This window comes from Chryseomicrobium imtechense, from assembly GCF_041475995.1.
In the GTDB taxonomy this organism is placed as follows: Bacteria; Bacillota; Bacilli; order Bacillales_A; family Planococcaceae; genus Chryseomicrobium; species Chryseomicrobium aureum.
Genome location: NZ_JBGOBM010000019.1, coordinates 1 through 22,493 on the forward strand (window position 1 = coordinate 1; position 22,493 = coordinate 22,493).

Annotated in this window: 26 protein-coding genes and 1 riboswitch; of the genes, 10 read left to right on the forward strand and 16 right to left on the reverse strand. The window is 42.7% G+C overall.

The window, feature by feature from the left end; translation table 11 throughout:
* Positions 1 to 108: 108 nt before the first annotated feature.
* The gene (locus tag AB5N96_RS12840) at positions 109 to 1,716 is read right to left on the reverse strand and encodes an ABC-F family ATP-binding cassette domain-containing protein (protein WP_204589252.1); all 1,608 of its coding nucleotides are present in this window, start codon (positions 1,714 to 1,716) and stop codon (positions 109 to 111) included.
* A gap of 56 nt (positions 1,717 to 1,772) precedes the next feature.
* A complete protein-coding gene (gene msrA, locus AB5N96_RS12845) occupies positions 1,773 to 2,288 on the reverse strand; it encodes a peptide-methionine (S)-S-oxide reductase MsrA (protein WP_204589253.1) in 516 nt (171 codons plus the stop codon).
* 111 nt (positions 2,289 to 2,399) lie between these two features.
* Between msrA and AB5N96_RS12850 the strand changes: the two genes are divergently transcribed.
* From AB5N96_RS12850 to AB5N96_RS12870, 5 genes are all read left to right on the forward strand, one after another.
* Positions 2,400 to 3,326: an LCP family protein gene (locus AB5N96_RS12850; RefSeq protein ID WP_204589254.1), complete on the forward strand. Its 927-nt coding sequence runs from the start codon at positions 2,400 to 2,402 to the stop codon at positions 3,324 to 3,326.
* A gap of 10 nt (positions 3,327 to 3,336) precedes the next feature.
* The gene (locus AB5N96_RS12855; RefSeq protein WP_204589255.1) at positions 3,337 to 4,539 is read left to right on the forward strand and encodes an AI-2E family transporter; all 1,203 of its coding nucleotides are present in this window, start codon (positions 3,337 to 3,339) and stop codon (positions 4,537 to 4,539) included.
* A gap of 2 nt (positions 4,540 to 4,541) precedes the next feature.
* The gene (locus tag AB5N96_RS12860) at positions 4,542 to 4,925 is read left to right on the forward strand and encodes a sporulation protein (protein ID WP_204589256.1); all 384 of its coding nucleotides are present in this window, start codon (positions 4,542 to 4,544) and stop codon (positions 4,923 to 4,925) included.
* Between the two features lie 54 nt (positions 4,926 to 4,979).
* Positions 4,980 to 5,083: riboswitch (SAM riboswitch) on the forward strand.
* 54 nt (positions 5,084 to 5,137) lie between these two features.
* Complete coding sequence (gene metA / locus AB5N96_RS12865) at positions 5,138 to 6,055, forward strand: homoserine O-acetyltransferase MetA (RefSeq protein WP_204589257.1); 918 nt, start codon at positions 5,138 to 5,140, stop codon at positions 6,053 to 6,055.
* The gene (locus tag AB5N96_RS12870; RefSeq protein ID WP_499705708.1) at positions 6,052 to 6,909 is read left to right on the forward strand and encodes an aminoglycoside phosphotransferase family protein; all 858 of its coding nucleotides are present in this window, start codon (positions 6,052 to 6,054) and stop codon (positions 6,907 to 6,909) included. Before metA ends, AB5N96_RS12870 begins: the two co-directional genes overlap by 4 nt.
* A 504-nt stretch (positions 6,910 to 7,413) precedes the next feature.
* Here the strand turns inward: AB5N96_RS12870 and parC are convergent.
* Both parC and parE read right to left on the reverse strand, forming a co-directional pair.
* Positions 7,414 to 9,834, reverse strand: a complete 2,421-nt coding sequence (parC, locus tag AB5N96_RS12875) for a DNA topoisomerase IV subunit A (protein ID WP_499705709.1) — start codon at positions 9,832 to 9,834, stop codon at positions 7,414 to 7,416.
* Positions 9,834 to 11,816 (reverse strand): DNA topoisomerase IV subunit B, encoded by a 1,983-nt coding sequence (parE, locus tag AB5N96_RS12880; protein ID WP_499705710.1) that lies wholly within the window; start codon positions 11,814 to 11,816, stop codon positions 9,834 to 9,836. Before parE ends, parC begins: the two co-directional genes overlap by 1 nt.
* Before the next feature lie 171 nt (positions 11,817 to 11,987).
* On the opposite strand from parE, the gene plsY reads away from it, so the two are divergent.
* Together plsY and AB5N96_RS12890 are read left to right on the forward strand one after the other, a co-directional pair.
* Complete coding sequence (gene plsY / locus AB5N96_RS12885) at positions 11,988 to 12,593, forward strand: glycerol-3-phosphate 1-O-acyltransferase PlsY (RefSeq protein ID WP_392456595.1); 606 nt, start codon at positions 11,988 to 11,990, stop codon at positions 12,591 to 12,593.
* A gap of 12 nt (positions 12,594 to 12,605) precedes the next feature.
* Positions 12,606 to 12,908: a HesB/YadR/YfhF family protein gene (locus tag AB5N96_RS12890; RefSeq protein ID WP_499705712.1), complete on the forward strand. Its 303-nt coding sequence runs from the start codon at positions 12,606 to 12,608 to the stop codon at positions 12,906 to 12,908.
* On the opposite strand, the gene AB5N96_RS12895 is transcribed toward AB5N96_RS12890, so the two are convergent.
* From AB5N96_RS12895 to AB5N96_RS12910, 4 genes are all read right to left on the reverse strand, one after another.
* Positions 12,905 to 13,222: a hypothetical protein gene (locus AB5N96_RS12895; protein ID WP_499705713.1), complete on the reverse strand. Its 318-nt coding sequence runs from the start codon at positions 13,220 to 13,222 to the stop codon at positions 12,905 to 12,907. The two genes, AB5N96_RS12890 and AB5N96_RS12895, sit on opposite strands and share 4 nt — an antisense overlap.
* Positions 13,222 to 13,641 carry an acyl-CoA thioesterase gene (locus tag AB5N96_RS12900; RefSeq protein ID WP_392456602.1) on the reverse strand — a complete coding sequence of 140 codons (420 nt, stop codon included), beginning with the start codon at positions 13,639 to 13,641 and terminating at the stop codon, positions 13,222 to 13,224. The genes AB5N96_RS12895 and AB5N96_RS12900 overlap by 1 nt, the downstream gene beginning before the upstream one ends.
* 200 nt (positions 13,642 to 13,841) lie before the next feature.
* Complete coding sequence (acnA, locus tag AB5N96_RS12905) at positions 13,842 to 16,553, reverse strand: aconitate hydratase AcnA (protein WP_499705714.1); 2,712 nt, start codon at positions 16,551 to 16,553, stop codon at positions 13,842 to 13,844.
* Between the two features lie 119 nt (positions 16,554 to 16,672).
* A complete protein-coding gene (locus tag AB5N96_RS12910) occupies positions 16,673 to 17,164 on the reverse strand; it encodes a DinB family protein (protein WP_499705715.1) in 492 nt (163 codons plus the stop codon).
* Between the two features lie 233 nt (positions 17,165 to 17,397).
* Here AB5N96_RS12910 and AB5N96_RS12915 point away from each other — a divergent pair, with 233 nt between their 5' ends.
* Both AB5N96_RS12915 and AB5N96_RS12920 read left to right on the forward strand, forming a co-directional pair.
* A complete protein-coding gene (locus AB5N96_RS12915) occupies positions 17,398 to 17,940 on the forward strand; it encodes a cysteine hydrolase family protein (protein ID WP_204589266.1) in 543 nt (180 codons plus the stop codon).
* A gap of 88 nt (positions 17,941 to 18,028) precedes the next feature.
* Positions 18,029 to 18,280: a GlsB/YeaQ/YmgE family stress response membrane protein gene (locus AB5N96_RS12920; RefSeq protein ID WP_204589267.1), complete on the forward strand. Its 252-nt coding sequence runs from the start codon at positions 18,029 to 18,031 to the stop codon at positions 18,278 to 18,280.
* Between the two features lie 30 nt (positions 18,281 to 18,310).
* On the opposite strand, the gene AB5N96_RS12925 is transcribed toward AB5N96_RS12920, so the two are convergent.
* The 5 genes from AB5N96_RS12925 to AB5N96_RS12945 all read right to left on the reverse strand — a co-directional run bounded on the left by AB5N96_RS12925 (position 18,311) and on the right by AB5N96_RS12945 (position 20,348).
* Positions 18,311 to 18,991 (reverse strand): lytic transglycosylase domain-containing protein, encoded by a 681-nt coding sequence (locus tag AB5N96_RS12925; protein WP_392456608.1) that lies wholly within the window; start codon positions 18,989 to 18,991, stop codon positions 18,311 to 18,313.
* A gap of 79 nt (positions 18,992 to 19,070) precedes the next feature.
* Positions 19,071 to 19,643: an SCO family protein gene (locus tag AB5N96_RS12930; protein ID WP_239584756.1), complete on the reverse strand. Its 573-nt coding sequence runs from the start codon at positions 19,641 to 19,643 to the stop codon at positions 19,071 to 19,073.
* Between the two features lie 65 nt (positions 19,644 to 19,708).
* Entirely contained in the window at positions 19,709 to 19,846 is a 138-nt protein-coding gene (locus AB5N96_RS12935; RefSeq protein WP_204589269.1) for a YvrJ family protein, read from the reverse strand.
* A 52-nt stretch (positions 19,847 to 19,898) separates the two neighbouring features.
* Positions 19,899 to 20,111, reverse strand: coding sequence for a DUF2922 domain-containing protein (locus AB5N96_RS12940; RefSeq protein WP_204589270.1), 213 nt, complete (start codon positions 20,109 to 20,111; stop codon positions 19,899 to 19,901).
* Positions 20,112 to 20,132: 21 nt separating this feature from the next.
* On the reverse strand, positions 20,133 to 20,348 hold the full coding sequence (locus AB5N96_RS12945; protein ID WP_204589271.1) for a DUF1659 domain-containing protein: 216 nt from the start codon (positions 20,346 to 20,348) through the stop codon (positions 20,133 to 20,135).
* Between the two features lie 106 nt (positions 20,349 to 20,454).
* On the opposite strand from AB5N96_RS12945, the gene AB5N96_RS12950 reads away from it, so the two are divergent.
* Positions 20,455 to 20,910 carry a DUF2621 family protein gene (locus AB5N96_RS12950; protein ID WP_204589272.1) on the forward strand — a complete coding sequence of 152 codons (456 nt, stop codon included), beginning with the start codon at positions 20,455 to 20,457 and terminating at the stop codon, positions 20,908 to 20,910.
* Positions 20,911 to 20,926: 16 nt separating this feature from the next.
* Here AB5N96_RS12950 and AB5N96_RS12955 read toward each other — a convergent pair whose 3' ends face one another.
* The 3 genes from AB5N96_RS12955 to AB5N96_RS12965 are packed head-to-tail and all read right to left on the reverse strand — an operon-like array spanning position 20,927 to position 22,445.
* Entirely contained in the window at positions 20,927 to 21,400 is a 474-nt protein-coding gene (locus AB5N96_RS12955; RefSeq protein WP_204589273.1) for a CcdC family protein, read from the reverse strand.
* Positions 21,393 to 21,722 (reverse strand): thioredoxin family protein, encoded by a 330-nt coding sequence (locus tag AB5N96_RS12960; protein WP_499705717.1) that lies wholly within the window; start codon positions 21,720 to 21,722, stop codon positions 21,393 to 21,395. Before AB5N96_RS12960 ends, AB5N96_RS12955 begins: the two co-directional genes overlap by 8 nt.
* Before the next feature lie 12 nt (positions 21,723 to 21,734).
* Positions 21,735 to 22,445 carry a cytochrome c biogenesis CcdA family protein gene (locus AB5N96_RS12965; protein ID WP_499705718.1) on the reverse strand — a complete coding sequence of 237 codons (711 nt, stop codon included), beginning with the start codon at positions 22,443 to 22,445 and terminating at the stop codon, positions 21,735 to 21,737.
* Positions 22,446 to 22,493 lie beyond the last annotated feature (48 nt).

The following is a 22,493-nucleotide window of genomic DNA, read 5'->3' on the forward strand; positions in this document are numbered from 1 at the left end:
GTCTCCATAAAATCAAAATACCATGAACACTGGGCTCATGGCATCAAAAATTATATACTTTCTTATCTTTTAAAAAAACACATCCCAGCTCGGGATGTGTTTTTGTTATTAGTTCGTTACTGCTTGTTGCTCTTTCCACTCCAAATACTCATCATACGTTAGTTGTTTATCAAGGATTGTGCCGTCCGCTTGAATCTCAATCACTCGGTTCGCAATCGTTTGAATGAACTGATGGTCATGAGATGTGAACATCATAGCGCCTTTAAATGCAATCAATCCATTGTTCAATGCTTGAATCGATTCAAGGTCTAAGTGGTTAGTTGGCTCATCGAATAATAATACGTTTGATTCAGATAGCATCATTTTCGAAAGCATACAACGCACTTTTTCTCCACCTGATAAGACAGAAGGTTTTTTCTTCACTTCTTCACCTGAGAACAGCATACGTCCTAAGAAGCCACGCAAGAATGTCTCTGATTCATCGTCCGGTGAGTATTGACGCAACCAGTCGACAAGTGAAGTCTCTGACCCTTCAAAATAGCGCGCATTGTCGATAGGGAAGTACGCACGTGTTGTCGTCACACCCCAACGAACTGAACCAGATGTCGGTTCTTCTTCTTCCGCTAAAATACGAAGAAGAGCAGATTTTGCAAGCTCATCACCTAAAAGAACAATTTTATCGTCTTTATTTAGCATGAAGTGTGCATCTTTAATTAATGTTTGACCTTCTTGCTCGTACGTCAAGCCTTGCACTTGAAGGACATCGTTTCCAATTTCACGTTTCATCGAGAAGTTGACATACGGATACTTACGAGAAGATGGACGGATGTCATCTAGCTCAATTTTCTCAAGAGTTTTTTTACGAGATGTTGCTTGCTTTGATTTCGAAGCGTTGGCACTGAAGCGCGCAACGAATGCTTGCAACTCTTTGATTTTTTCTTCTTTTTTCTTATTCTGATCTTGCGCCATCTTCAGTGCAAGTTGACTTGATTCGTACCAGAAATCATAGTTCCCGACATAGACTTGGATTTTTCCGAAATCTAAATCGGCAATATGTGTACATACTTTATTTAGGAAGTGACGGTCGTGGGACACGACGATAACTGTATTTTCAAAGTTGATCAAGAACTCTTCTAACCACTGAATCGCTTTTAAATCTAAGTGGTTGGTAGGCTCATCGAGTAGTAAGACGTCTGGTTTGCCAAATAAAGCTTGTGCAAGAAGTACCTTTACTTTATCAGAACCATTCAAGTCACTCATTTTCTTCGTGTGCAACTCTTCAGAGATGCCAAGACCTTGTAAAAGAATTGCTGCTTCAGACTCAGCTTCCCAACCGTTCATATCTGCGAATTCGCCTTCTAATTCAGCAGCACGCATACCGTCTTCGTCCGAAAAGTCTTCTTTCATGTATATTGCATTTTTCTCATTCATGACTTCATACAAACGTTTGTGACCCATCATGACAGTTTCAAGAACTTGATGTTCTTCGTATTCAAAGTGGTTCTGCTTAAGGACTGCAAGACGCTCGTCTGTACCCATTGATACATGGCCCTCTTGTGGCTCTAGGTCACCAGATAGAATCTTGATGAACGTAGATTTCCCAGCACCGTTTGCACCGATTAACCCGTAACAGTTCCCAGCGGTAAATTTAATATTAACATCTTCAAAAAGTTTACGATCACCAAAACGTAAACTTACTTCACTTACTTGAATCATTTATATACCCTCCTGTTAAACACAATCATTTCATTATACCATGAAATGAGAAAAAGTCACTTCCAGTTCTTTTCGATGAACGCATCGCGACCTGATTGTGCACGGTCTTGCTTATAGTGATCGGGTTCTTTTTTATAAAAGTCTTGATGATAGTCTTCTGCTTCGTGGAACGCACTCGCCGGAAGGATGCGTGTGACAATGGGTTGTGAGAACTTCTCGCTATCGATTAAATCTTGCTTTGCTTTTTCAGCGAGAACGCGCTGCTCTTCTGTGTAATAGAAGATTGCGGTGCGGTATTGATCGCCTCGGTCCTGGAACTGTCCTTCGTCATCCGTCGGGTCGATTTGCTGCCAGAAGATCTCTAGTAGTTGCTCATAAGGGAAGAGGGACGGATCAAATTGAATCTCGACAACTTCTAAATGACCAGAAGTGCCCGTTTTCACATCTTCATAAGTTGGATTTTCTACGTGACCTCCCATGTAACCAGACGTTACTTTGTGAATCCCTTCATACGTATCAAATGGCTTGACCATACACCAAAAACAGCCACCTGCAAATGTTGCTTTTTCCATTAAAATCCCTCCAGTATGTGATGTGCTCGTAAAATTTTATCACTTCTTAGCAAACTATGAAACTAGTTGCTCTTGAATACGTTATGATAAAGATAGAAAGGGGTTATTACCATGGAACAAAGTCGAAGCGAGCTAAGAGGTCGTAAAAAACGTCGCTCGCCATTTAAACGGATTTTTGCATTTATTTTTATTCTATTCATTGGTCTTGTTGGATACGGAATTTTTACGTACTGGCAAGGCACCCAAATCGCGGACGGGGAAGCAAGTTCAGAACCGTTTGACGGAAGCGCTTATGACGGCGGAAGGATGAATGTCCTACTATTAGGTGTGGACAGCCGTGGTGAAGAGAAGTCTAGGACTGACACTATGATGGTAGCTTCGTGGGATCCTGAATCCAATGATGTTCGACTCATCTCTTTGATGCGTGATATTTATGCAGAGATTCCAGGGTATCAATCTTATAAATTAAATACGGCCTATTATCTCGGTGGAGCGGATTTGACGAGACAGACTATTGAAGGGATGTTTGGCATTCCCCTTCATCATTACGCACTCATTGACTTTACAAGTTTCGAGACGATGGTCGATATCCTTGCACCAAACGGAATCGAAATTGATGTTGAAAAAGATATGTCTGAAGAGATTGGTGTCGAACTCAAACAAGGGGTGCATCAATTGAACGGCCAAGAGTTACTAGGATATGCGCGCTTCCGAAAAGACGAAGAAGGTGATTTCGGTCGAGTGAGACGGCAACAAGTTGTCATTGAAGCACTTTCTAACGAAGTAACATCTGTCGGCAATCTTCATCGTCTTCCGAAGTTTGCGGGTGCTTTAAATGGGTACATTCAAACGGATATTACAAATACAGATAAGTTGAATTACTTGTTAGATGTGGCGCTAGGCGGAAGCCCTGAAGTAGAGCGTTTAACGATTCCTCGAGAAGGAGAATACCGCTACAATTCATACAGTCATGCAGGAAGCGTCATCGAAATTGATCAACAAGCAGCACAAGCAGCAATTGCTGAGTTCTTAGAGTAGGAGGATCTCTATGTTTGATGACAAGAAACCAGGTTTTTTTGATACACGCTTTATTCAATTTTTAGGCGGAAAAAATACAATCTTTGCTTTGTTATTGCTTCTACTGATTGGGTTGACGATTTTTATCTTTGATTTGGTATCGTTTGTCTTCAATCCATTCACCGTATTTTTAGGGAATGTCGTGTTACCGATTATTTTGGCGACTATTTTGTATTACTTGTTACGTCCGATTCTACGTTTACTTGAGAAAATAAAGGTTCCTCGTATTTGGGGAATACTGATTCTGTTCTTAGCAGTGATTGGATTGATTACACTTCTTGTATTCTTGGTGTTCCCATTTTTAAAAGATCAGACCATTCGATTTGTTGAGAACTTCCCAGAAGTTTTTTCTCAACTCATTAATAACATTACAATATGGCTACAAACATCGATGTTTTCAGGGATTTATAATTCACTAGAAGCAGATATCAATCAGTGGATACAAGAGATACCAAGTCAATTGGCGGTGTTCTTCCAAGATACGTTCGCACGTGTTGCAACGGGTATCAGTTCATTCATTGGAGCGATTACAAGTTTTGTACTTGCGATTGTTACCGTTCCATTTATCTTGTTCTATTTATTAAAAGATGGAGAAAAGTTACCACAATACTTTTTACGTCTATTGCCTCCGCGTATGCGTGAGGAGACGGCTCAAGTGTTTGCAGACATTGACCGTCAAATCAGTTCGTATATCCAGGGTCAGCTGTTAGTATCGGCAGCTATTGGAATTATGGTGTTCATCGGATTTAGCATCATCCAGATGCCATATGCAGTGTTATTAGGTGCTATTGCAATGGTGACGAGTGTGGTTCCCTATTTAGGGCCGATTATTGCAATAACACCAGCAGTAATTATTGCGCTCGTGCAGTCGCCATTCATGCTTCTCAAACTCGCTGCTGTATGGACGGTCGTGCAACTTGTTGAAGGAAAATTCATTTCTCCGCAGATTATGGGGAAAACGTTGCATATTCATCCGATTACCATCATATTCGTACTTGTAACAGCAGGTTCCTTATTTGGAGTGCCTGGCATTATCCTTGGGATTCCAGGGTATACTATAGTTAAAGTAATCGTAACTCACTTCTTCCGGTTATTTAAAATGCGGTATAATCGTTATGAACCGGTTGTGGAGAATCACTACGAATATTTATCGAAAACGAATAAGGTGGAGTAAGTATGAACTCGTTTGAATCCCATATTGAAAAAGGTCTTATCAAAATCGATACGGTGGTCGATCACCCGTATATCGAACATGGCATCAATTTATCCGGCACCATTTACATCGAGGGACTGGAGCAGCAAGAAGAGGTAGAAGACATCCGTTTAGAAGTATGCAAGAAAGAAAAACGTGAATTGATTGCAAAACTATCCTTTGAGCCAGTCGGCAATCCGGCATCAAAAGGAACGCTCATGATTCCGTTTGAAATCATGCCGGATGAACGCTGGGTGCCAGAAGAAGGGGAAGAAGCGACACAGCTCGTATTGACTACGACTGCATTCTTCTCAGATGGAAGCAGTTTGAGCGATGAAGACGAATTGATATTTGATATCGAAGAGTAGGCTTGAACTTTACGATTGCGTTTGATACAATCGCATCAATACAAAATTGCATATTCATTATCAAGAGAAGTCGAGGGACATGGCCCGGTGACGCTTCAGCAACCTCTGTTTGACAGAAAGGTGCTTCCTCCATCAAGTGCTGACTTGGAAGATAATACTACCGACACTCTGCCCTTGTTATGGGTAGAGTGTTTTTTTAAGGAGAGAAACCAATGCCAATCAATTTGCCGAAAGATTTACCTGTAATTGAAAAACTCCGTGATGAAAATATCTTTGTGATGGACCAAGAACGCGCGCACACGCAAGATATTCGTCCACTTGAAGTACTCATTGTCAATTTGATGCCGGAAAAAGAGAAAACCGAGCATCAGTTACTGCGTTTACTTGGAAATACGCCACTTCAGACGAATGTGACATTTTTACGTATGGCTAGTTATCAACCGAAAAATGTCAGTAGCAGTCACTTGGATCAGTTTTATACAGTATTCGAGGATATCAAAGACCGACGATTTGACGGAATGATTGTGACGGGCGCGCCGGTCGAGCAAATGCCCTTTGAAGAAGTGGCCTACTGGCCTGAGATTGTGACCTTGTTATTTTGGGCGAAGACGCATGTGACATCAACGTTATCGATTTGCTGGGGAGCTCAGGCCGTGCTTTATCACGAGTTTACTATCGAGAAAGAAGATTTACCGAAGAAATGTTCGGGAGTTTACCCACACTCGTTGTTAACACCTCATAGTCCGCTTGTTCGCGGATTCAATGATACGTTCTTGGCACCGCACTCTCGTCATACGACGGTCAGTTACGAAAAACTCTTGAAGCAGCCAGCCCTTGAAGTAGTAGCAGTTTCAGATCAAGCGGGTGTGTTTTTGGTGCAATCAAAAGACCAACGCCACATCATGGCAACTGGTCATTTAGAATATGATGCGACGACATTACGAGATGAATATGAGCGAGACATCGCAAAAGGATTGGAGTGCGAAGTGCCAGAGAATTATTTTCCTGATGATGACCCAACAAAAGATCCTCAAAACACGTGGCGTTCTCACACCCATTTATTGTTCTCGAATTGGTTAAATTATTATGTCTACCAGCAGACCCCTTTTGAGTGGAGCACTTCGTCATGAGCTTTGAAGAAAAGATCCGGGTTGCGTTCGGAAAGAGAGGCGAGGTGTGGCTAGTAGAACTCCCGAAACAACTTGAGAAGATCGCCTGTTTACATGAATTGACTGGACTGACGCCATTTTCGAACCTGTCTTACAATTATGTAGCCCGAGCAACGATGAAGGGGAAGTCTGTTGTCTTGAAGGTTGGTATACCCGGTACTGATTTCACAAATGAAGCAGTTGCTATGCAGGCCTTTGGAACGTTTGGAGTACCACAGCTCTTGTTTAAAAACACCGACTTCGGCTACTATATTATGGAAGATATATCGCCTGGTTATACACTAAATGTCCGATTTCCCGAAACGAGAACGAGTGTTCGTTTATTTGTGGAGCAGTGGAGGAGGTTGCATGACACGGAGGTGCCAACTACCGATTTGAATCAGTTACCACAAATTGAGCGATGGTTTGAGAGTTTAGAGACTCACTATGATGCGATTCCTGAAGATTGGCGATTAGAAGCAAAACGCGCTAAACAAAGAATTCATGAGTTGCAGCAAACGACGATTTTACATGGAGATTTGCATCATGAGAACATTTTGTGGGATGATTTGCGTGGATTTGTCATCATTGATCCAAAAGGCGTCGTTGGTCATAGATATTATGATTGTGTGCAATTTTTATTTAATAAGAACAAGAACTTGGTTGAATTTAAATTAAAAGTTGAATTGTTGATTGATGAGCATGGATTTGAAGAGAATTTATTAGTGGATGCAATCAAAGCATTAGGAACGGTGTATTATGCATGGATGGTCGAAGATAGAGATCCCGTGGTTGGTGAACGAGTTGAAATGCTTGATTGGATTATGAGTAAATAGTGGATGATAGGAGACCGTGTAGTGAGGTCTCCATTGTTATTTTTTAAAATTAGTTTCCATAATATATATTATCTAAAGTTAAGTTTCATTAAGTAGTATACTTGAAACAATGAGATATTTGAGAAATAATAAGATTTCATGCATGTGAAATTTCATCCAGTTTATCTAATCAACTAATGAAAAATCGTTGGATATTTTGATAGTTACCTTGAGCGACGAAAAGTTTAATTCTAGCGACGCAAATCGTGATAACTGCGACGCAAATTCAAACTTGAGCGCCGAATCCACTGCATGAGCATAATCCAGCGACGAAAACTTCCATTCTAGCGACGTATTTCTCACATACGGCGACGAAAATGCAATTTCCAGCGACGAAACGATTTATTTCTCCTCACCATACCTCCCTTCTAACCAACTTTTAATCGTGTTTACCAAACTCCAGGAAAACCAAAAAGCACTTCCTCTCAAAGCTCAAGAGAAAATGCTTTTTAGTTTACTTCTATACTATAATTCCTTAACAGTTAGTTTTTCCACGGGTCCAGTTTGATCCACGTCAACTAAAAAACTACCGTTTGAATAGCGGTCTACAGATTTCATCTCTTTTACAGCAATTGGCTCGGAAACTCCAGCTGCTGTATGAGGAATGACAAAATCAGCATTTGAGACGTACACCACATCAATCACGCGATGCGCATTCGACTTCAGTTCTCGAAGTACGACTACCCCACGCTTTGCACGTGAACTTGGCTCGAGCTCTTTTCTAGCAAGCTTTTTCATCGCCCCACGGTGTGTCACTAACACAAAGAAATCTTGGCTATCCTTTTTAATCAGTGTAAATGCAACTACTGAATCGCCATCTTTTACATTGATGGCTTTGACTCCAGCTGTTTTGACTCCTGTAATCGGAACCTCATCTAATGAATACGACAACGCGTACGCACCCGACGTGAACAACGCAAGATCATCCGATGGACTTGCTAAACGAACCGCAACAATCCGGTCGTCTTTTTTTAACTTCATCGCTTTTAATGCGCGATTATAACGCTGTACATAAAATTCTGCGAGCAATGAACGTTTGATTTGACCTTCAGCGGATACTGTTACAACTGTATAGTCTAACTCGAATGATTCAATCGCTTCTGCATGTATGATTTGCTCTGTTGGATCTAGCTGTACAATACTTGAAATATGTTGGCCAAGGTCTTTCCAACGAATCTCAGGTAGCTCATGAACCGGTTGGTAAATATAATTGCCGTGAGACGTAAACAACAACAAGTGATGCTGCGTATTGCTTGTTAGATCGAGTAACAGTGCATCGGTCTCTTTCATCGCGAAATCTTTTCCGTTAGATGCTTGGTAAGAGCGAAGAGACGTACGTTTCACATAGCCTTCTTTTGTTACTGTTACGCGTACATCTTCACTTGGGATCAAGACGTCTAGCGTTAATTTAATTTCCTCGATTTCATCTTCAATGATTGAACGTCGTGTCTCTGCATACGCTTTGCGTAAATCTTGCAGTTCTTTTTTAATGACACGAATCAACTTCTTCTCATCACCTAAAATTCCTTGTAATTGCGTGACAAGTTTCGTTAAATCCGCGTGCTCTGCTTCAAGAGCCGTGATATCCGTATTGGTTAAACGGTAAAGTTGCAAGGAAACGATTGCTTCGGCTTGCTCTTCTGTAAACGCGTATTTTGTTTTTAAATTCTCTTTTGCATCACGCTTATCTTTTGATGCTCGAATTGTAGCGATTACTTCGTCCAAGATGGATAAGGCTTTCATTAAACCTTCTACGATGTGAAGACGAGCTTTAGCACGTTTCAAATCATACTCTGAGCGTTTGCGGATGACTTCTTTCTGGTGCTCCAGATAAGCATCGAGTAGTAAAGGCAACGTCATCATAGTCGGACGACGATTATGGATGGCAATCATATTGAAGTTATACGACACTTGAAGGTCTGTATTTTTGTAGAGATACTGTAAAATCCCGTGTGCATCAATATCTTTCTTCATCTCAACAACAATACGCAGTCCCGTGCGATCGGACTCATCGCGGATATCGGCAATGCCATCTAAACGTTTGTCTGAGCGCTGTTCATCCATTCGTTTGATCAGATTGGCTTTATTCACTTCATACGGAAGTTCTGTGATGACGATCTGTTGTTTGTTCCCTTTGATCGTCTCAATTTCTGCTTTCGAGCGAATGATGATTTTTCCTTTGCCTGTCTCGTAGGCTTTCTTAATCCCCTCTACACCTTGAATGATACCACCAGTTGGGAAATCCGGTCCTTTCATAACGGTCATGAGTTCCTCGACCGTCACTGCGGAGTTTTCCATATACATAAACAAAGCATCAATCACTTCGTGCAAAGCGTGTGGTGGAATATCTGTCGCATATCCTGCTGAGATACCCGTCGATCCGTTGACGAGCAAGTTCGGGAAACGTGCAGGCAATACAGTCGGTTCTGAATCCGAATCATCGAAGTTTGGAATGAATTCGACAGTTTCTTTTTGAATATCACGCAGTAGCTCAGATGCGATAGGTGACAAGCGTGCTTCTGTATAACGCATAGCTGCTGGCGGATCTCCGTCAACAGACCCATTGTTCCCGTGCATCTCAACGAGTAGATTGCGAAGTTTCCAGTCCTGACTCATGCGGACCATCGCTTCATAAACCGAACTATCGCCGTGTGGGTGGTAGTTCCCGATAACATTCCCGACTGTTTTAGCCGATTTACGGAATGCTTTATCGTGTGTATTTCCTTCCGTGTACATCGCATATAAAATACGGCGTTGTACTGGTTTTAAACCGTCGCGTGCATCAGGAAGAGCACGGTCTTGGATGATGTATTTACTATACCTCCCGAAGCGGTCACCGATGACCTCTTCGAGTGGTAGATCTTGAAAACGTTCAACTTGTGACATTACACTTCACTCTCCATATGAATACGTTCATTCTCTAAAATCGTGCCATCTTCTTCTAGACTGAAGTCGACATTGTTCTCGATCCACTTCCGGCGTGGTTCTACTTTATCGCCCATCAAAGTGGTGACACGACGCTCTGCGCGACTGCCATCTTCAATTGTTACACGAATCAGAGTACGTGTCTCTGGGTTCATTGTCGTCTCCCAGAGCTGGTCCGCATTCATTTCACCAAGCCCTTTATAGCGTTGTAAGGCATAGCCCTTACCAATTTTTTTGATCGATTCTTGCAGTTCTTTTTCAGTCCAAGCATATGTGCTCACTTCTTTTTTCCCGGCACCTTTAAACACTTTGTACAATGGAGGAAGTGCAATATACACTTTGCCTGCTTCGATCAAAGGTTTCATATAGCGGTAGAAGAATGTGAGTAGCAATACTTGAATGTGTGCACCATCTGTATCGGCATCGGTCATAATAACAATTTTGTCGTACGCGATGTCTTCAACGTTGAAGTCTGCTCCGACGCCACCGCCGATTGCATGGATGATGGTAGAGATCTCTTCGTTTTTCATGATGTCGATCAATTTGGCTTTTTCAGTATTGATGACTTTTCCGCGAAGTGGCAAGATTGCTTGGAACGTGCGGTCACGCCCTTGCTTGGCTGAACCACCTGCAGAATCTCCCTCCACGAGATACAATTCATTGCGTTTTGCATTTCGTGACTGAGCAGGAGTCAACTTACCCGATAGTAATGTGTCGTTCTTTTTGCGCTTTTTGCCGCTTCTTGCTTCTTCACGTGCTTTTCGGGCTGCTTCACGTGCTTGTTGTGCACGAATTGCTTTTCGAATCAAGGAAGCTGTCAGTTCAGCATTTTCCTCTAAAGTATATTGCAACTTTTCAGAGATTACCGTATCCACTGCGCTTCGTGCCTCATTCGTTCCAAGCTTCCCTTTTGTCTGCCCTTCAAACTGCAACATATTTTCGGGGATGCGGACAGAGATGATAGCCGCGATACCTTCTCGGACATCTGACCCATCTAAGTTTTTATCTTTTTCTTTCAACAAGCCCGTCTTGCGTGCATAGTCATTGAACACACGTGTCAGTGCTGCTTTCGCACCTGTCTCATGAGTTCCGCCATCGCGCGTTCTGACATTGTTAACGAATGACAAGATGGTCTCTGAGTAGCCATCATTGAACTGGAAGGCAAATTCCACTTCGATTTCAGACTGAATACCTTCCATATAGAATACGTTATGAAGTGTATCTTTCTCTTCGTTCAAATAACCAACGAACGCTTCTATTCCTGTCTCATAGAAATACACTTCTTCGATGTCTGTACGCTCATCTTTTAATGTGATGCGCAATCCTTTCAATAGGAAGGCGGACTCACGGAGACGCTCACTTAATGTTTCGAAATTATATTTTGTAACTGAAAAAATCATATCATCCGGCAAGAAACGGACAAGTGTCCCCGTCTCTTTCGTCTTCCCCGTCTCATGCAGCGCCACTTCGACTTTGCCGCCGTGCGAGAACTTTTGATAGAACTTCTTGCCGTCCCGGTGGATCTCGACTTCTACCTCACTGGAGAGTGCGTTCACTACAGAAGCACCTACCCCGTGGAGGCCTCCACTCGTTTTATAACCGCCTTGGCCAAATTTCCCTCCGGCATGCAGTACGGTGAAAATTACTTCTGCTGTCGGTTTCCCTGTTTTATGTGTTCCTGTAGGCATACCGCGTCCGTAATCCCGAACAGATATGCTGTTGTCGTCATGTATCGTTACATCGATCTGTGTGCCAAATCCAGCTAAGCTCTCATCTACTGCGTTATCGACAATCTCGTAGACCAAATGGTGTAAACCCCGTGTATCTGTCGAGCCGATATACATCCCAGGACGCTTGCGGACGGCTTCGAGACCTTCTAATACTTGAATATCATCATCTGTGTAGGCTGTTAATGTCTGTTTTGCCAAGTTGTTCTCCCCCATCAAACATGCGTTCTATTTTAACGATACGCTTGTCTAGCAGTGCTGTCAACCGCTAGACCGTCATTCTATAAGTGTAAAGAAACAGTGAAAAGATTGCAATGCAGTATGTCCAATCAAAATTCGAATATGGTACACTACTAGTAGCAAAAGAGACATTTAAAGGAGACTGCCATGACTACAGCACTAGTACTTTTACTTGCCTACTTACTCGGGTCTATTCCGACAGGCCTTATTATAGGAAAGATTTTCTTCAAAACCGACATTCGTGAACATGGGAGTGGGAACCTCGGAGGGACAAACACCTTCCGCGTACTCGGTAAACCCGCGGGTCTGATTGTCTCACTGATCGATATTTTAAAAGGAACAGCTGCCGTATTGCTCGTTGCATTGCCAGTATTCGCAGACGTCGGCATTCATCCATTGATTTTAGGTGCGATTGCGGTCATTGGCCATATGTATCCTGTGTTTGCAGGGTTTCGAGGTGGAAAAGCCGTTGCGACTTCTGCGGGTGTATTACTCGGCTATAACTGGTTGTTCTTCTTGATCTTACTTGGATTATTCTTCTTATTGTTAAAACTGACAAAGATGGTGTCTCTGACGTCAATTTTACTTTCACTCATCGCCTTTTTGATGGCGGTCGGGTCACATTTCTTGATTCGACCGGACGTTCCACTTATTCTGTTAATAAGCGTCTTGTTGGTGTTCATCGTGTATCGTCATCGCGCGAACATCACACGAATTCGTCAAGGAACAGAACCAAAAATAACGTGGATCTAGGAAGTGATACAGATGAAAATCGAAATTTCACAACAAGCACTCGAGTGGTTCGAGCAGGAAATGGAAGCGCGCTCGGGAGAATGGATTCAGTTTTACGCACGGTACGGAGGTAGCAGCAAACTTCATGAAGGATTTACGCTTGGTATGACAAAAGCAGAGCCGGATGAAGCAGCTATCCAACAAGATGAAAATGGCATTCATTTTTATATCGAAGAACGCGACTTATGGTACTTCGATGGACATGATTTGCATGTCCACTTAAATGAAGACCGAAAAGAAATTGAATTTGACTATAAAAAGGATCGTAACCCTTAGAGGGTGCGATCCTTTTTCTCTACAAATTTTGCATATTGATCCTCAATGCCTTCTAGCCGTAATATCTTCTCCTGCCATTCCCCAAATAAGTCAAAGTGGGGATACGATTCCTTTCGATCGATCCATTGCTTTTTCAAGCCATATTGTTCTCCCCACTTAGCCAGTTGATCAATATCCTGAGCACCTACTTTTGTGACAGAGGTAGACCCTGGGAATCGTGGGTCCATCCAATAATGCGTTAAAAAAGCAATTTCTCCTTGCTGTATTTTTGACTTCCATTGTACGAGCTCGTCACGCGTGATTCCGAATGCCATTATGTATTCACACACGCATTCTCATATGCCTCATGCCATTCTTTATCTACCTTAGATAAAGGGACAGGGCGGAACGTCTCTTTCGCTACAAGGGTATGAATCGTTTTAGCTGTTGCTGCAACCGTTCCATCCTCTTTGACCACTTCATATCCATAAATCGTCTTCAAACGACTATACGAGTCTATCCAAGTTGAAACCGTCACTGTCTCGCCGTATCTGACACTTTGTTTATATTGAATGGATACATCGAGAACCGGCGATAGAAATCCTTTTTCCTCAAGTCCCGCATAATCGAATCCTAAATCCTTTATCAATTGTGTGCGGCCCATCTCTAACCAAACTAAATAATTGGCGTGATAGACGACACCCATTTGATCCGTTTCTGCGTAGCGCACTTCAATTAATTTTGTACTTTTCAAGTTGCTTCACCTCAAGTAACAGTATACATGATACAAGTTAGTTCTAGCGAAAAGACAGTACTATTCAAATATAATGTATTACTTTATTAAAATTATTTAAATATAACATTATATAAATTGCGTTATTATACTCACTTATATTGTGTTTTTGGCATAATAAAACCCCTCCCCACCGAAGTGGAGAGAGGTCGTTTAAAAACTTATGCTTCTAACATTTTGTTACGAAGTACCATTTGAAGGATACCACCATGACGGTAGTAATCTACTTCTACTTCAGAGTCGAAGCGAGCAAGTACTTGGAATGTCTTTTCAGAACCATCTTTTGCTTTTGCAGTAACAGTTAAGATATCACGTGGTTTAATGCCTTCTGCGATATTCACGCTGATCTCTTCAGTTCCAGTTAAACCAAGTGTCTCTGCGCTCTCACCCTTCATGAATTGAAGTGGTAGTACGCCCATCATGACAAGGTTTGAACGGTGAATACGCTCATAGCTTTCTGCGATAACTGTTTTGATGCCTAGAAGGTTTGTACCTTTCGCAGCCCAGTCACGAGAAGAACCCATACCGTAATCTTTACCAGCAAGAACAACAAGTCCTGTACCATCTTGTTGGTACTTCATTGCTGCATCATAGATTGCCATGATTTCACCAGTTGGCCAGTACGTCGTGTAACCGCCCTCTGTACCTGGTGCTACTTGGTTACGGATACGGATGTTTGCAAACGTACCACGCATCATGACTTCATGGTTCCCACGGCGTGAACCGTATGAGTTGAAGTCACGGATCTCTACGCCATTCTCACGAAGGTAGCGACCTGCTGGTGTGTCTTTACCAATCGCTCCGGCTGGAGAGATATGGTCTGTTGTAATTGAATCGCCAAATTTCGCAATAACGCGAAGTCCAGCAAGTGTTTGAATGTCTTGTGGCTCTTTCGATAGACCTTCGAAGAACGGTGGGTTCTGAATGTATGTTGAGTTCTCATCGAACGCATACAGGTCATCGTCTGGAGTTTCAATTGCATTCCACTCTTCGTTCTCTGTGAATACGCGTGCGTACTCTTTGCGGAACAATTCAGGTGTTACTGTAGAGTGAACAGCTTCTTTCACTTCTTCAGTTGTTGGCCAGATATCTTTGAAGAATACGTCGTTCCCGTCTTTGTCTTGACCGATTGGGTCGTTTTGAAGATCGATATCAACCGTACCTGCAAGTGCATACGCCACAACCAGTGGTGGTGAAGCCAAATAGTTTGCTTTTACTAATGGGTGAACACGGCCTTCAAAGTTACGGTTACCAGAAAGTACGGAAGTCACTAGTAAATCGTTATCGATGATGCCTTGCTCGATTTCAGGAAGAAGTGGTCCTGAGTTCCCGATACATGTTGTACAGCCGTATCCAACTAAGTTGAAGCCGATTTGCTCAAGTGGTGCGAGCAGTCCTGAATCTTGAAGATAGCCTGTTACAACTTTTGAACCTGGTGCTAATGAAGTCTTCACGTAAGCAGGAGGAGTTAATCCTTTTTCAACTGCTTTCTTTGCTACAAGACCAGCGCCAAGCATTACGTATGGGTTGGAAGTGTTCGTACAAGAAGTGATTGCAGCGATTGCAACAGCACCTGTAGGAATCGTTACTTCTTTGCCATCAAGCTCGATTTCTGCAGTTTTTGCGAACTCTTTCTTTGAAAGACCGAAACCTTGGTTTCCTTGTGGAGCGACTACAGCTTTGTTGAATTCTTCTTTCATTGCTGAAAGTGGAATCAAATCTTGTGGACGCTTAGGACCTGAAAGGTTTGGTTCGATTGCAGAAAGGTCTAATTCAATGATGTCTGTGTATGTTGGTTCAACTGAATCTGCTGTGAAGAACATGTCGTTTGCTTGTAAGTAAGCTTTCACGACTTCAATGTTCTCGTCTTCACGGCCAGTTAAGCGCATGTAGTCAAGTGCCTCTTCGTCAACTGGGAAGAAACCACATGTAGCACCGTACTCAGGAGCCATGTTGGCAATCGTTGCACGGTCAGCAAGTGGAAGTTGAACAACGCCAGGTCCGAAGAACTCAACGAATTTACCAACTACGCCAGCTTTACGTAAAACTTCTGTTACTTTAAGTGCCAAGTCAGTTGCAGTCGTTCCGTTTGGAAGGTCTCCAACTAAACGTACACCGATAACTTCTGGGATTGGGAAATAGGAAGGTTGACCAAGCATTCCAGCCTCAGCTTCGATACCACCAACACCCCATCCAAGTACACCGATACCGTTGATCATCGTTGTATGAGAATCTGTACCGACTAATGTATCTGGGAATGTTTCAAATGTACCGTCTTCATTTTCAACAGCATGGACAACATTCGCTAAGTACTCTAAGTTTACTTGGTGAACGATACCAGTTGCTGGTGGAACTGCACGGTAGTTGTCGTATGCTTTTTGTGCCCAGCTAAGGAACTGGTAACGCTCTGCATTACGCTCAAACTCAAGCTCCATGTTTATACGAAGCGCATCGTTTGTACCGTATTTATCAACCTGAACTGAGTGGTCAATTACAAGGTCCACTGGGATTTCAGGATTGATTTTTGATGGGTCTCCACCCATTTTAGCCATTGCTGAACGTAATGCAGCAAGGTCAACGACTACAGGAACTCCTGTGAAATCTTGAAGGATAACGCGTGAAGGTTTGAATGGTACCTCTGCTTCTGGGTCGTTTTCTTTGCCCCAGTTTGCTAGTTTGCCAACGTGATCTTCTTTGATCACATACCCGTCGTATTGACGAAGTACAGACTCAAGAAGAACTTTAATTGAATACGGCAGACGTGAAACGTTTGCGATTCCAGCTTCTTCTAAAGCTTTCAGACGGTAGTAGTTGTACGTTTTGCCATTGACTTCGAATGAAGCACGGCTTTGGTGTAAGTTACTTTTTGCCATCGTGTTTCCTCCTTTACAATCTTGAAAGAGACATATGTCGCTTTTCTCCACTATTAATCATACGCTACCTAGATTGATAAGTAAATTACATTAAAATTATAAATCTTGATAAGTATTGTTTATATCTTTAATTGTTTTCGGACTTCTTGTAGCTGCTTCACATGGCGGAGTTCGTGGTACCCAAGAAAATCAAACCATTGTTCCAAGGATAGATAGCCAAACACGGGATGTTTCATCGCGAGTTGCTTTTTCTGTTCACGTGAAAAGCTCTTGTACATCTCAAGCACATCCATCCGAGACTCGAACAATAGATTGAGTATCTCATTTTTTGACTTCTCGGCAGCCTGTGGGTCAACAGGTGCTGGTGCATGCACTTTGAGGCTACGAACTGTTGTGAAGCGAATCGGTTTTTTAACTGTTTTCTTTTCCTCGGTCTTTCTTTTTTTCATCAAGGATGCGATGTACCTGTCCATCAACGCAATATGTTCGCTTACTTCTTTTGGACTCCAAGTAGTGGCGTCGGGTTTTCGATTGAAGTCTTGCTCAGACACGGTATGAAGTTCTTGAATCAGTTTGTCACGTGTCGCGTTTAAGTGTTTTAAAGTATCCATAACTATCTCCTCACAGTAAAAAGAGTGGAAAGCTCTTCCACTCTTTTAGTAAAATTGAATAAAGTCAAAGGCGAGAGTAACAACGAACAGACTGTGAAGTGCAGCGAACCACATGCCGTGTTTCGTCCAACGCTTATGCATCTCCTGATCCATAGTTGTGTACCTCCTTTTGTTTTTAGTATACAATTTTTCAGAACATTTGAAAAACATTTTCCTTTGAAAGGGTGGTAAAAATGAAAGAAGCTTTACTCGTAGTTGATTATACAGTAGATTTTGTAGCAGATGATGGTGCTTTGACTTGTGGCAAACCAGGACAAGCGATCGAGGGTAAAATCGTAGCGTTATGTGAAGAATTTGCTAGCAGCAATAAAGTCATTGTGTTCCCCGTTGATTTACATTATAAAGATGATCCGCATCATCCGGAAACAAAACTTTTTCCTCCACACAATATAGAAGGAACTTCCGGGCGCGATTTGTATGGTGAACTTGCTTCATTTTATGAAACGAATAAGCAGAGCGTCTATTGGATGGACAAGCGTCGCTATAGTTCATTTGCTGGCACGAACCTTGATCAATACTTACGCGAGCGAAAAGTAGATACAGTTCATATAGTAGGGGTTTGTACAGACATCTGTGTTCTTCATACAGCCGTCGATGCTTACAATCTCGGATACTCGATCGTCATTCATCAAGATGCAGTCGCATCCTTTGATCCACAAGGCCACGAATGGGCTCTCCGGCACTTTGCATCGACATTAGGTGCGGTCGTAAAATAATTTTTTAAGAAAAAGGTTTATACTTTCTTGTCTTAGGTTATTTAAAGAGTGTACTCATACACTAACATTAGACAAGGAGTGAAGGAAAATGGGATTCATTTTATACTTAATCGTAGGCGGTATCATCGGGTGGTTAGCTGGACTTATTCTTGGTAAAGATATTCCTGGTGGTATTATCGGAAACATCATCGCAGGTATCGTAGGTGCTTGGGTAGGTGGACTACTCTTCCCTGATTTAGGTCCTGTAATAGCGGACATCGCGATTATTCCAGCATTGATTGGTGCTATTATCGTAGTGTTCATCGTATCATTCATTTTAAAATCTATGCGTAAAGCATAATGAAAAGCCTCCCGAATCTGGGAGGCTTTTTTACTTGGCTTGGGTGACTTGTTCAGGATAGTTTTCTTTGTACAAGGAGTAAAAATGAAGGACATCCGCTACATATTGATCACTGCGGTTGTATAAAAAGATGGCTGATTCTAAATCCCCGTCTGCAGCACCGTTTGATCCTAAATAATTGGCAGCGCTATAGACCGCATCGGTGATATTGTACGGGTCAGCAATGCCATCCCCGTCTCCATCCACACCATATCCCCCGTAATACGCAATCACTTCAGGATCTGTCTTTTCCTCTTCAGGAATCTCCCCTTCCCCTAGTCCCCCGCACGTCGGATGCGTCCAGCCAACAAATGTACATGGCATAAACTGCATATGCCCTTCTGCACCAACTGGTGACAACAGTGGATCCATCGTTGAAAAACGCGTCTCAATCCGGTGATGGGCAGCAAGTAGTTGCCACGGCACGCCGTATTCAAGTTCTGCAGATTGATAGACCGCAACGTACTCCTCAGGAATTTCGGGATCGCGGAATTCGATGACTTTTGAGTCGACGAATTGGCCGATCTCATGAGTCCATGCGATATTCCGAAGCTCATGCCAACCAATAACGCTTATAAAATAGGCTACAACCATGATAGGCAAAAACAAGAGAAGTGCCCACAAACGGAAGTAGATGCGTGATTTTAATTTGAATTTTTGTTGTTTTTTCATATCCGTTCACCTTTTCATTTCGCTTGTCCCATCATACTATAAACTTTCAAATAAAAAAACTGCCCGCTACGGGACAGTCTTAATTTGATAATGCATCCATATCTTCAACGATTTCTTCAACGGGTACTTCGCTCACACCGCTATAGTTCTTCACGACAATCCCCTCTTGATCAACAAGGTAGAAGCTGCTTCCGTGAATGACTTGGTCTGAATTCGGATCATTTTGTACAATGGCTTTAAACGAGTTCCGTGCAAGTTGTGAAATAAACGTCTGGTCGTAGCCCGTCAACAATTCCCATTTCGACTCATCCGCAACATCATACATCTCTAAGTAAGAAGTAAGCACTTCCGGTGTATCAACAGCTGGGTCCACACTGAACGCTACTATTTTATACTCTTCCACACCCGCTGCTTCAAGTTCTTCTTGAATATCTGTCAAGTTGTAGGTCATCGGTGGACAGATGGTATTGCAATTCGTGAAAATGAAGGTCGAGAGCCAGATGGTCCCCTTTAAATCTTCAAGAGAAACGTCCTCCCCACGGTGATTGGTCACCGAGAACGAATCTACTTCCCAGTCCGTCTGTGCTTCAAAGCCACCACAACCAGCCAGTAACAACATGACAAGACTCATTACTACTGCAATCTTCTTCAACTGAATCACTCCTCGTCTCTTTCTAATGATAGCCGAGGGATGAGGAGTGTTCAATCGTTTGATTCTTACACTTTTGTGACAGGGTTGATTGCCACTAGTACATCTCGAATGGCTTCAAGTCGTGATTCGATTCGATGTAGTAAGTAAAACGACACCACTACGGGAAAGCCGATCTCTTGCACAAGTGCGATCCATTGCTCCATATAGTCTCCTCCTTTTAAAAAACCCTCCCCCGAATCGGAGGAGGGAAGTTCGTTAAAATAACTGCTGGACGTTGCGGTCGACGATTTGAGCGGACACGGCTTCTGTCACTGGATTGGTGTCGATCAAGAACACTTGTGACGTGATGATTTGTTGCATCGCGGCTTCTACTTCTGGTACCGTCAAGTTGTCGCGTGGCTCTTCGACAGCTACTGTTACTTTCTTGCCCGCAGCGTTGCCGAATTCAAGTTGTAATGTTTTGGCCATTTAAAGGGCCTCCCTTCTTGGTTAGATAATTTCTTCCATTTCTTGCTTTTGTGCTGCGAGTAATTCTTTTGCTGAAAGTGAAGAGATTGTGACAGCTGCTTGGAACAGCTGATCTGCAGGTAGAGACGAATCAATCCCTGTATAACTCTTCGTGTGACGTTTCGGCTTGCCATCTCCTGTCATTCCGTCATCATAGACGAGGCGGAATGACGCACTTCTAAGTTGATACGATGCCATGTGTATCACCTCCTTCATACGCTATATAGAGCGCACGTGAAAAAAGGGATACCTCGAGGTGAATTTTCTTCAAGAACCTTGTATACTTAACTCGAGGTGAACAACTGTGTTAGAAGGCTGGTTTTTATGGTTTATCCTATTTTGGGTCGTCGTTTTGATCACGTTGATGGCAATCGGTGGCTATTTCATGTTCCGCAAGTTTTTAAAGGCACTCCCGAAAGAAGACGGTAAATCCGACCTGGATTGGGAATCCTATTATGTTGACAAGACGATTCATCTATGGTCTGAAGAACAAAAAGCATTATTGAACGAACTCGTGGCACCGGTTCCGGAAATTTTCCGCCCAGTTGCCAAACAAAAGATTGCAGGACGTATTGGACAATTGGCATTAGAAGAAAATGCCGACGCCATCACGCAAGAATTATTAATCCGTGGGTATATTCTAGCGACTCCCAAACGCGATCACAAATTCTTGCGTAAAAAGATGGATGAATTAGAAATCGATTTGACACCGTATGAAGTGTATTTTCATCAAGAAAAGACCGTACCACTCAAAAACTGAGTGATACGGTCTTTTTTTAAGTCAGAGCTTTGTATTTTTTGTACATCATCAATCGCCATGGCACAATCATTCCAAATGCCAGTAACCAGAACATGCCGCTTAGTTCACCGACATCGATTTCGCTGCTTAGTACAAGCTTGAGTACGATCCGCAGACCGAGAAGTCCAAATAAAATAAAAATGAACGCTTTCGAAGGTTTTAGGTAAACTTCGCCGTCACGTTTTTCAAAATTGGACGTTTTAACAAGTAAAAATGAAAACAATACGCCGACTGCCAGTGCCTCCAGTACGTTGATCCACGGGACACGGAAGAATGGAAACAAAAACATCAACGCTCCTGTAGACATGAATAGCGGTGGTAGCAAAATCTTTTTTGCACTCGCTGGCTTTTTCGCAGCGCGACTGCGGACGATTGTAAGAAGCGTCCCCATCACGATTGCACTGACAAGTGACAAGGTCACAAGCAGTTCTTCAGAAATAAAGTCAAACATCAGCAGATCCTCCGTCAAGCAACTTTAATCGAAATTGTAGTTCTTGCATCGGAACAAATCTCGCAAAACGCTGCACTTCTCTTCCGGACTCCCATAAAATCACGACGGGTGCTGTGAAAAGTGATAATTGACCGGCCACTTCTGGTACTTGGGCGATATTCACTTTAAAAAATGGAACTGTTGGATAGTCGTCTTCAATAGCCTCTACTTGCGGACGCAAGCCTTCACAGACGGAACAACCGTCTGTCTTCACAAACAGCAGTCCTTTTGGGTTCGACTCGAACGCCTCTTGCCACGTATCGAATGATTGAATGTCTTTCATAGTTCCACTTCCTTAAAATCCTGTAAAGTCACCGAAGATTGGTGTTAACACACGAATGATCCATGTCAGTCCGTCAAAGAATAACACTACACCAAGTGCTATCATGATGTACCCGCCGACCTTCATAAATTTTGCACTGTTTTTGCGCATCCAGTCCGTGCGTGTCACAAAGAAGGATAGCAAGAAGAATGGAATGGCAAAGCCGAGTACGTAGGCGATCATATACCACACACCAAGTTCAGGGTTTGATCCAGCCATTACAAGAACCGCTGCAAGGATCGGCCCTGTACATGGCTGCCATCCAGCTGCAAACGCTATCCCGATCAAACTACTGCCTAAATAACCAGAAGGTCGATTCTTAAATTGTAGTCGTTTTTCAGACATCAGCATTTCCGGCTTAAAGATTCCTACGACAAGTAATCCAAATACGATAATCAAAATAGCGCCGATTTGACGGATGAGGTCACCGTATTGAATAAAGAATGTACCAAGCCACGTTGTTGCAAAACCTAATGCTATAAATATAACGGAAAAACCAAGCAAGAAGAACAATGTATGGAACATCCCTCTTCGTTGCATTTTCTTTTTATCTGTTTTGATCTCTTCAATCGTCATCCCTGTTATATAGGACAAGAAAGCCGGGTAAAGAGGCAAGGTACACGGGGAGACAAAGCTCAAGAAACCTGCACCAAAAGCAAGCCAGATGGTCACATCGGTTGCCAAAAAAATCACCCTTTCAGCTAAACTACATCCATCGTATCAGACTTTTCC

What these genes read in the sequence shown, in the direction of transcription:
- AB5N96_RS12895 (WP_499705713.1), bottom strand. Translation starts at nt 13,222, where the DNA reads ATGGCATTCGGAATCACGCGTGACGAGCTCGTACAATGGAAGTCAAAA.
- AB5N96_RS12890 (WP_499705712.1), top strand. Translation starts at nt 12,606, where the DNA reads ATGAAAATCGAAATTTCACAACAAGCACTCGAGTGGTTCGAGCAGGAA.
- AB5N96_RS12870 (WP_499705708.1), top strand. Translation starts at nt 6,052, where the DNA reads ATGAGCTTTGAAGAAAAGATCCGGGTTGCGTTCGGAAAGAGAGGCGAG.
- AB5N96_RS12910 (WP_499705715.1), bottom strand. Translation starts at nt 17,164, where the DNA reads ATGGATACTTTAAAACACTTAAACGCGACACGTGACAAACTGATTCAA.
- AB5N96_RS12920 (WP_204589267.1), top strand. Translation starts at nt 18,029, where the DNA reads ATGGGATTCATTTTATACTTAATCGTAGGCGGTATCATCGGGTGGTTA.
- AB5N96_RS12935 (WP_204589269.1), bottom strand. Translation starts at nt 19,846, where the DNA reads ATGGAGCAATGGATCGCACTTGTGCAAGAGATCGGCTTTCCCGTAGTG.
- acnA (WP_499705714.1), bottom strand. Translation starts at nt 16,553, where the DNA reads ATGGCAAAAAGTAACTTACACCAAAGCCGTGCTTCATTCGAAGTCAAT.
- AB5N96_RS12915 (WP_204589266.1), top strand. Translation starts at nt 17,398, where the DNA reads ATGAAAGAAGCTTTACTCGTAGTTGATTATACAGTAGATTTTGTAGCA.
- AB5N96_RS12840 (WP_204589252.1), bottom strand. Translation starts at nt 1,716, where the DNA reads ATGATTCAAGTAAGTGAAGTAAGTTTACGTTTTGGTGATCGTAAACTT.
- AB5N96_RS12850 (WP_204589254.1), top strand. Translation starts at nt 2,400, where the DNA reads ATGGAACAAAGTCGAAGCGAGCTAAGAGGTCGTAAAAAACGTCGCTCG.
- AB5N96_RS12925 (WP_392456608.1), bottom strand. Translation starts at nt 18,991, where the DNA reads ATGAAAAAACAACAAAAATTCAAATTAAAATCACGCATCTACTTCCGT.
- AB5N96_RS12860 (WP_204589256.1), top strand. Translation starts at nt 4,542, where the DNA reads ATGAACTCGTTTGAATCCCATATTGAAAAAGGTCTTATCAAAATCGAT.
- AB5N96_RS12960 (WP_499705717.1), bottom strand. Translation starts at nt 21,722, where the DNA reads ATGAAAGACATTCAATCATTCGATACGTGGCAAGAGGCGTTCGAGTCG.
- parC (WP_499705709.1), bottom strand. Translation starts at nt 9,834, where the DNA reads ATGTCACAAGTTGAACGTTTTCAAGATCTACCACTCGAAGAGGTCATC.
- AB5N96_RS12855 (WP_204589255.1), top strand. Translation starts at nt 3,337, where the DNA reads ATGTTTGATGACAAGAAACCAGGTTTTTTTGATACACGCTTTATTCAA.
- parE (WP_499705710.1), bottom strand. Translation starts at nt 11,816, where the DNA reads ATGGGGGAGAACAACTTGGCAAAACAGACATTAACAGCCTACACAGAT.
- metA (WP_204589257.1), top strand. Translation starts at nt 5,138, where the DNA reads ATGCCAATCAATTTGCCGAAAGATTTACCTGTAATTGAAAAACTCCGT.
- AB5N96_RS12955 (WP_204589273.1), bottom strand. Translation starts at nt 21,400, where the DNA reads ATGTTTGACTTTATTTCTGAAGAACTGCTTGTGACCTTGTCACTTGTC.
- plsY (WP_392456595.1), top strand. Translation starts at nt 11,988, where the DNA reads ATGACTACAGCACTAGTACTTTTACTTGCCTACTTACTCGGGTCTATT.
- AB5N96_RS12945 (WP_204589271.1), bottom strand. Translation starts at nt 20,348, where the DNA reads ATGGCATCGTATCAACTTAGAAGTGCGTCATTCCGCCTCGTCTATGAT.
- AB5N96_RS12940 (WP_204589270.1), bottom strand. Translation starts at nt 20,111, where the DNA reads ATGGCCAAAACATTACAACTTGAATTCGGCAACGCTGCGGGCAAGAAA.
- msrA (WP_204589253.1), bottom strand. Translation starts at nt 2,288, where the DNA reads ATGGAAAAAGCAACATTTGCAGGTGGCTGTTTTTGGTGTATGGTCAAG.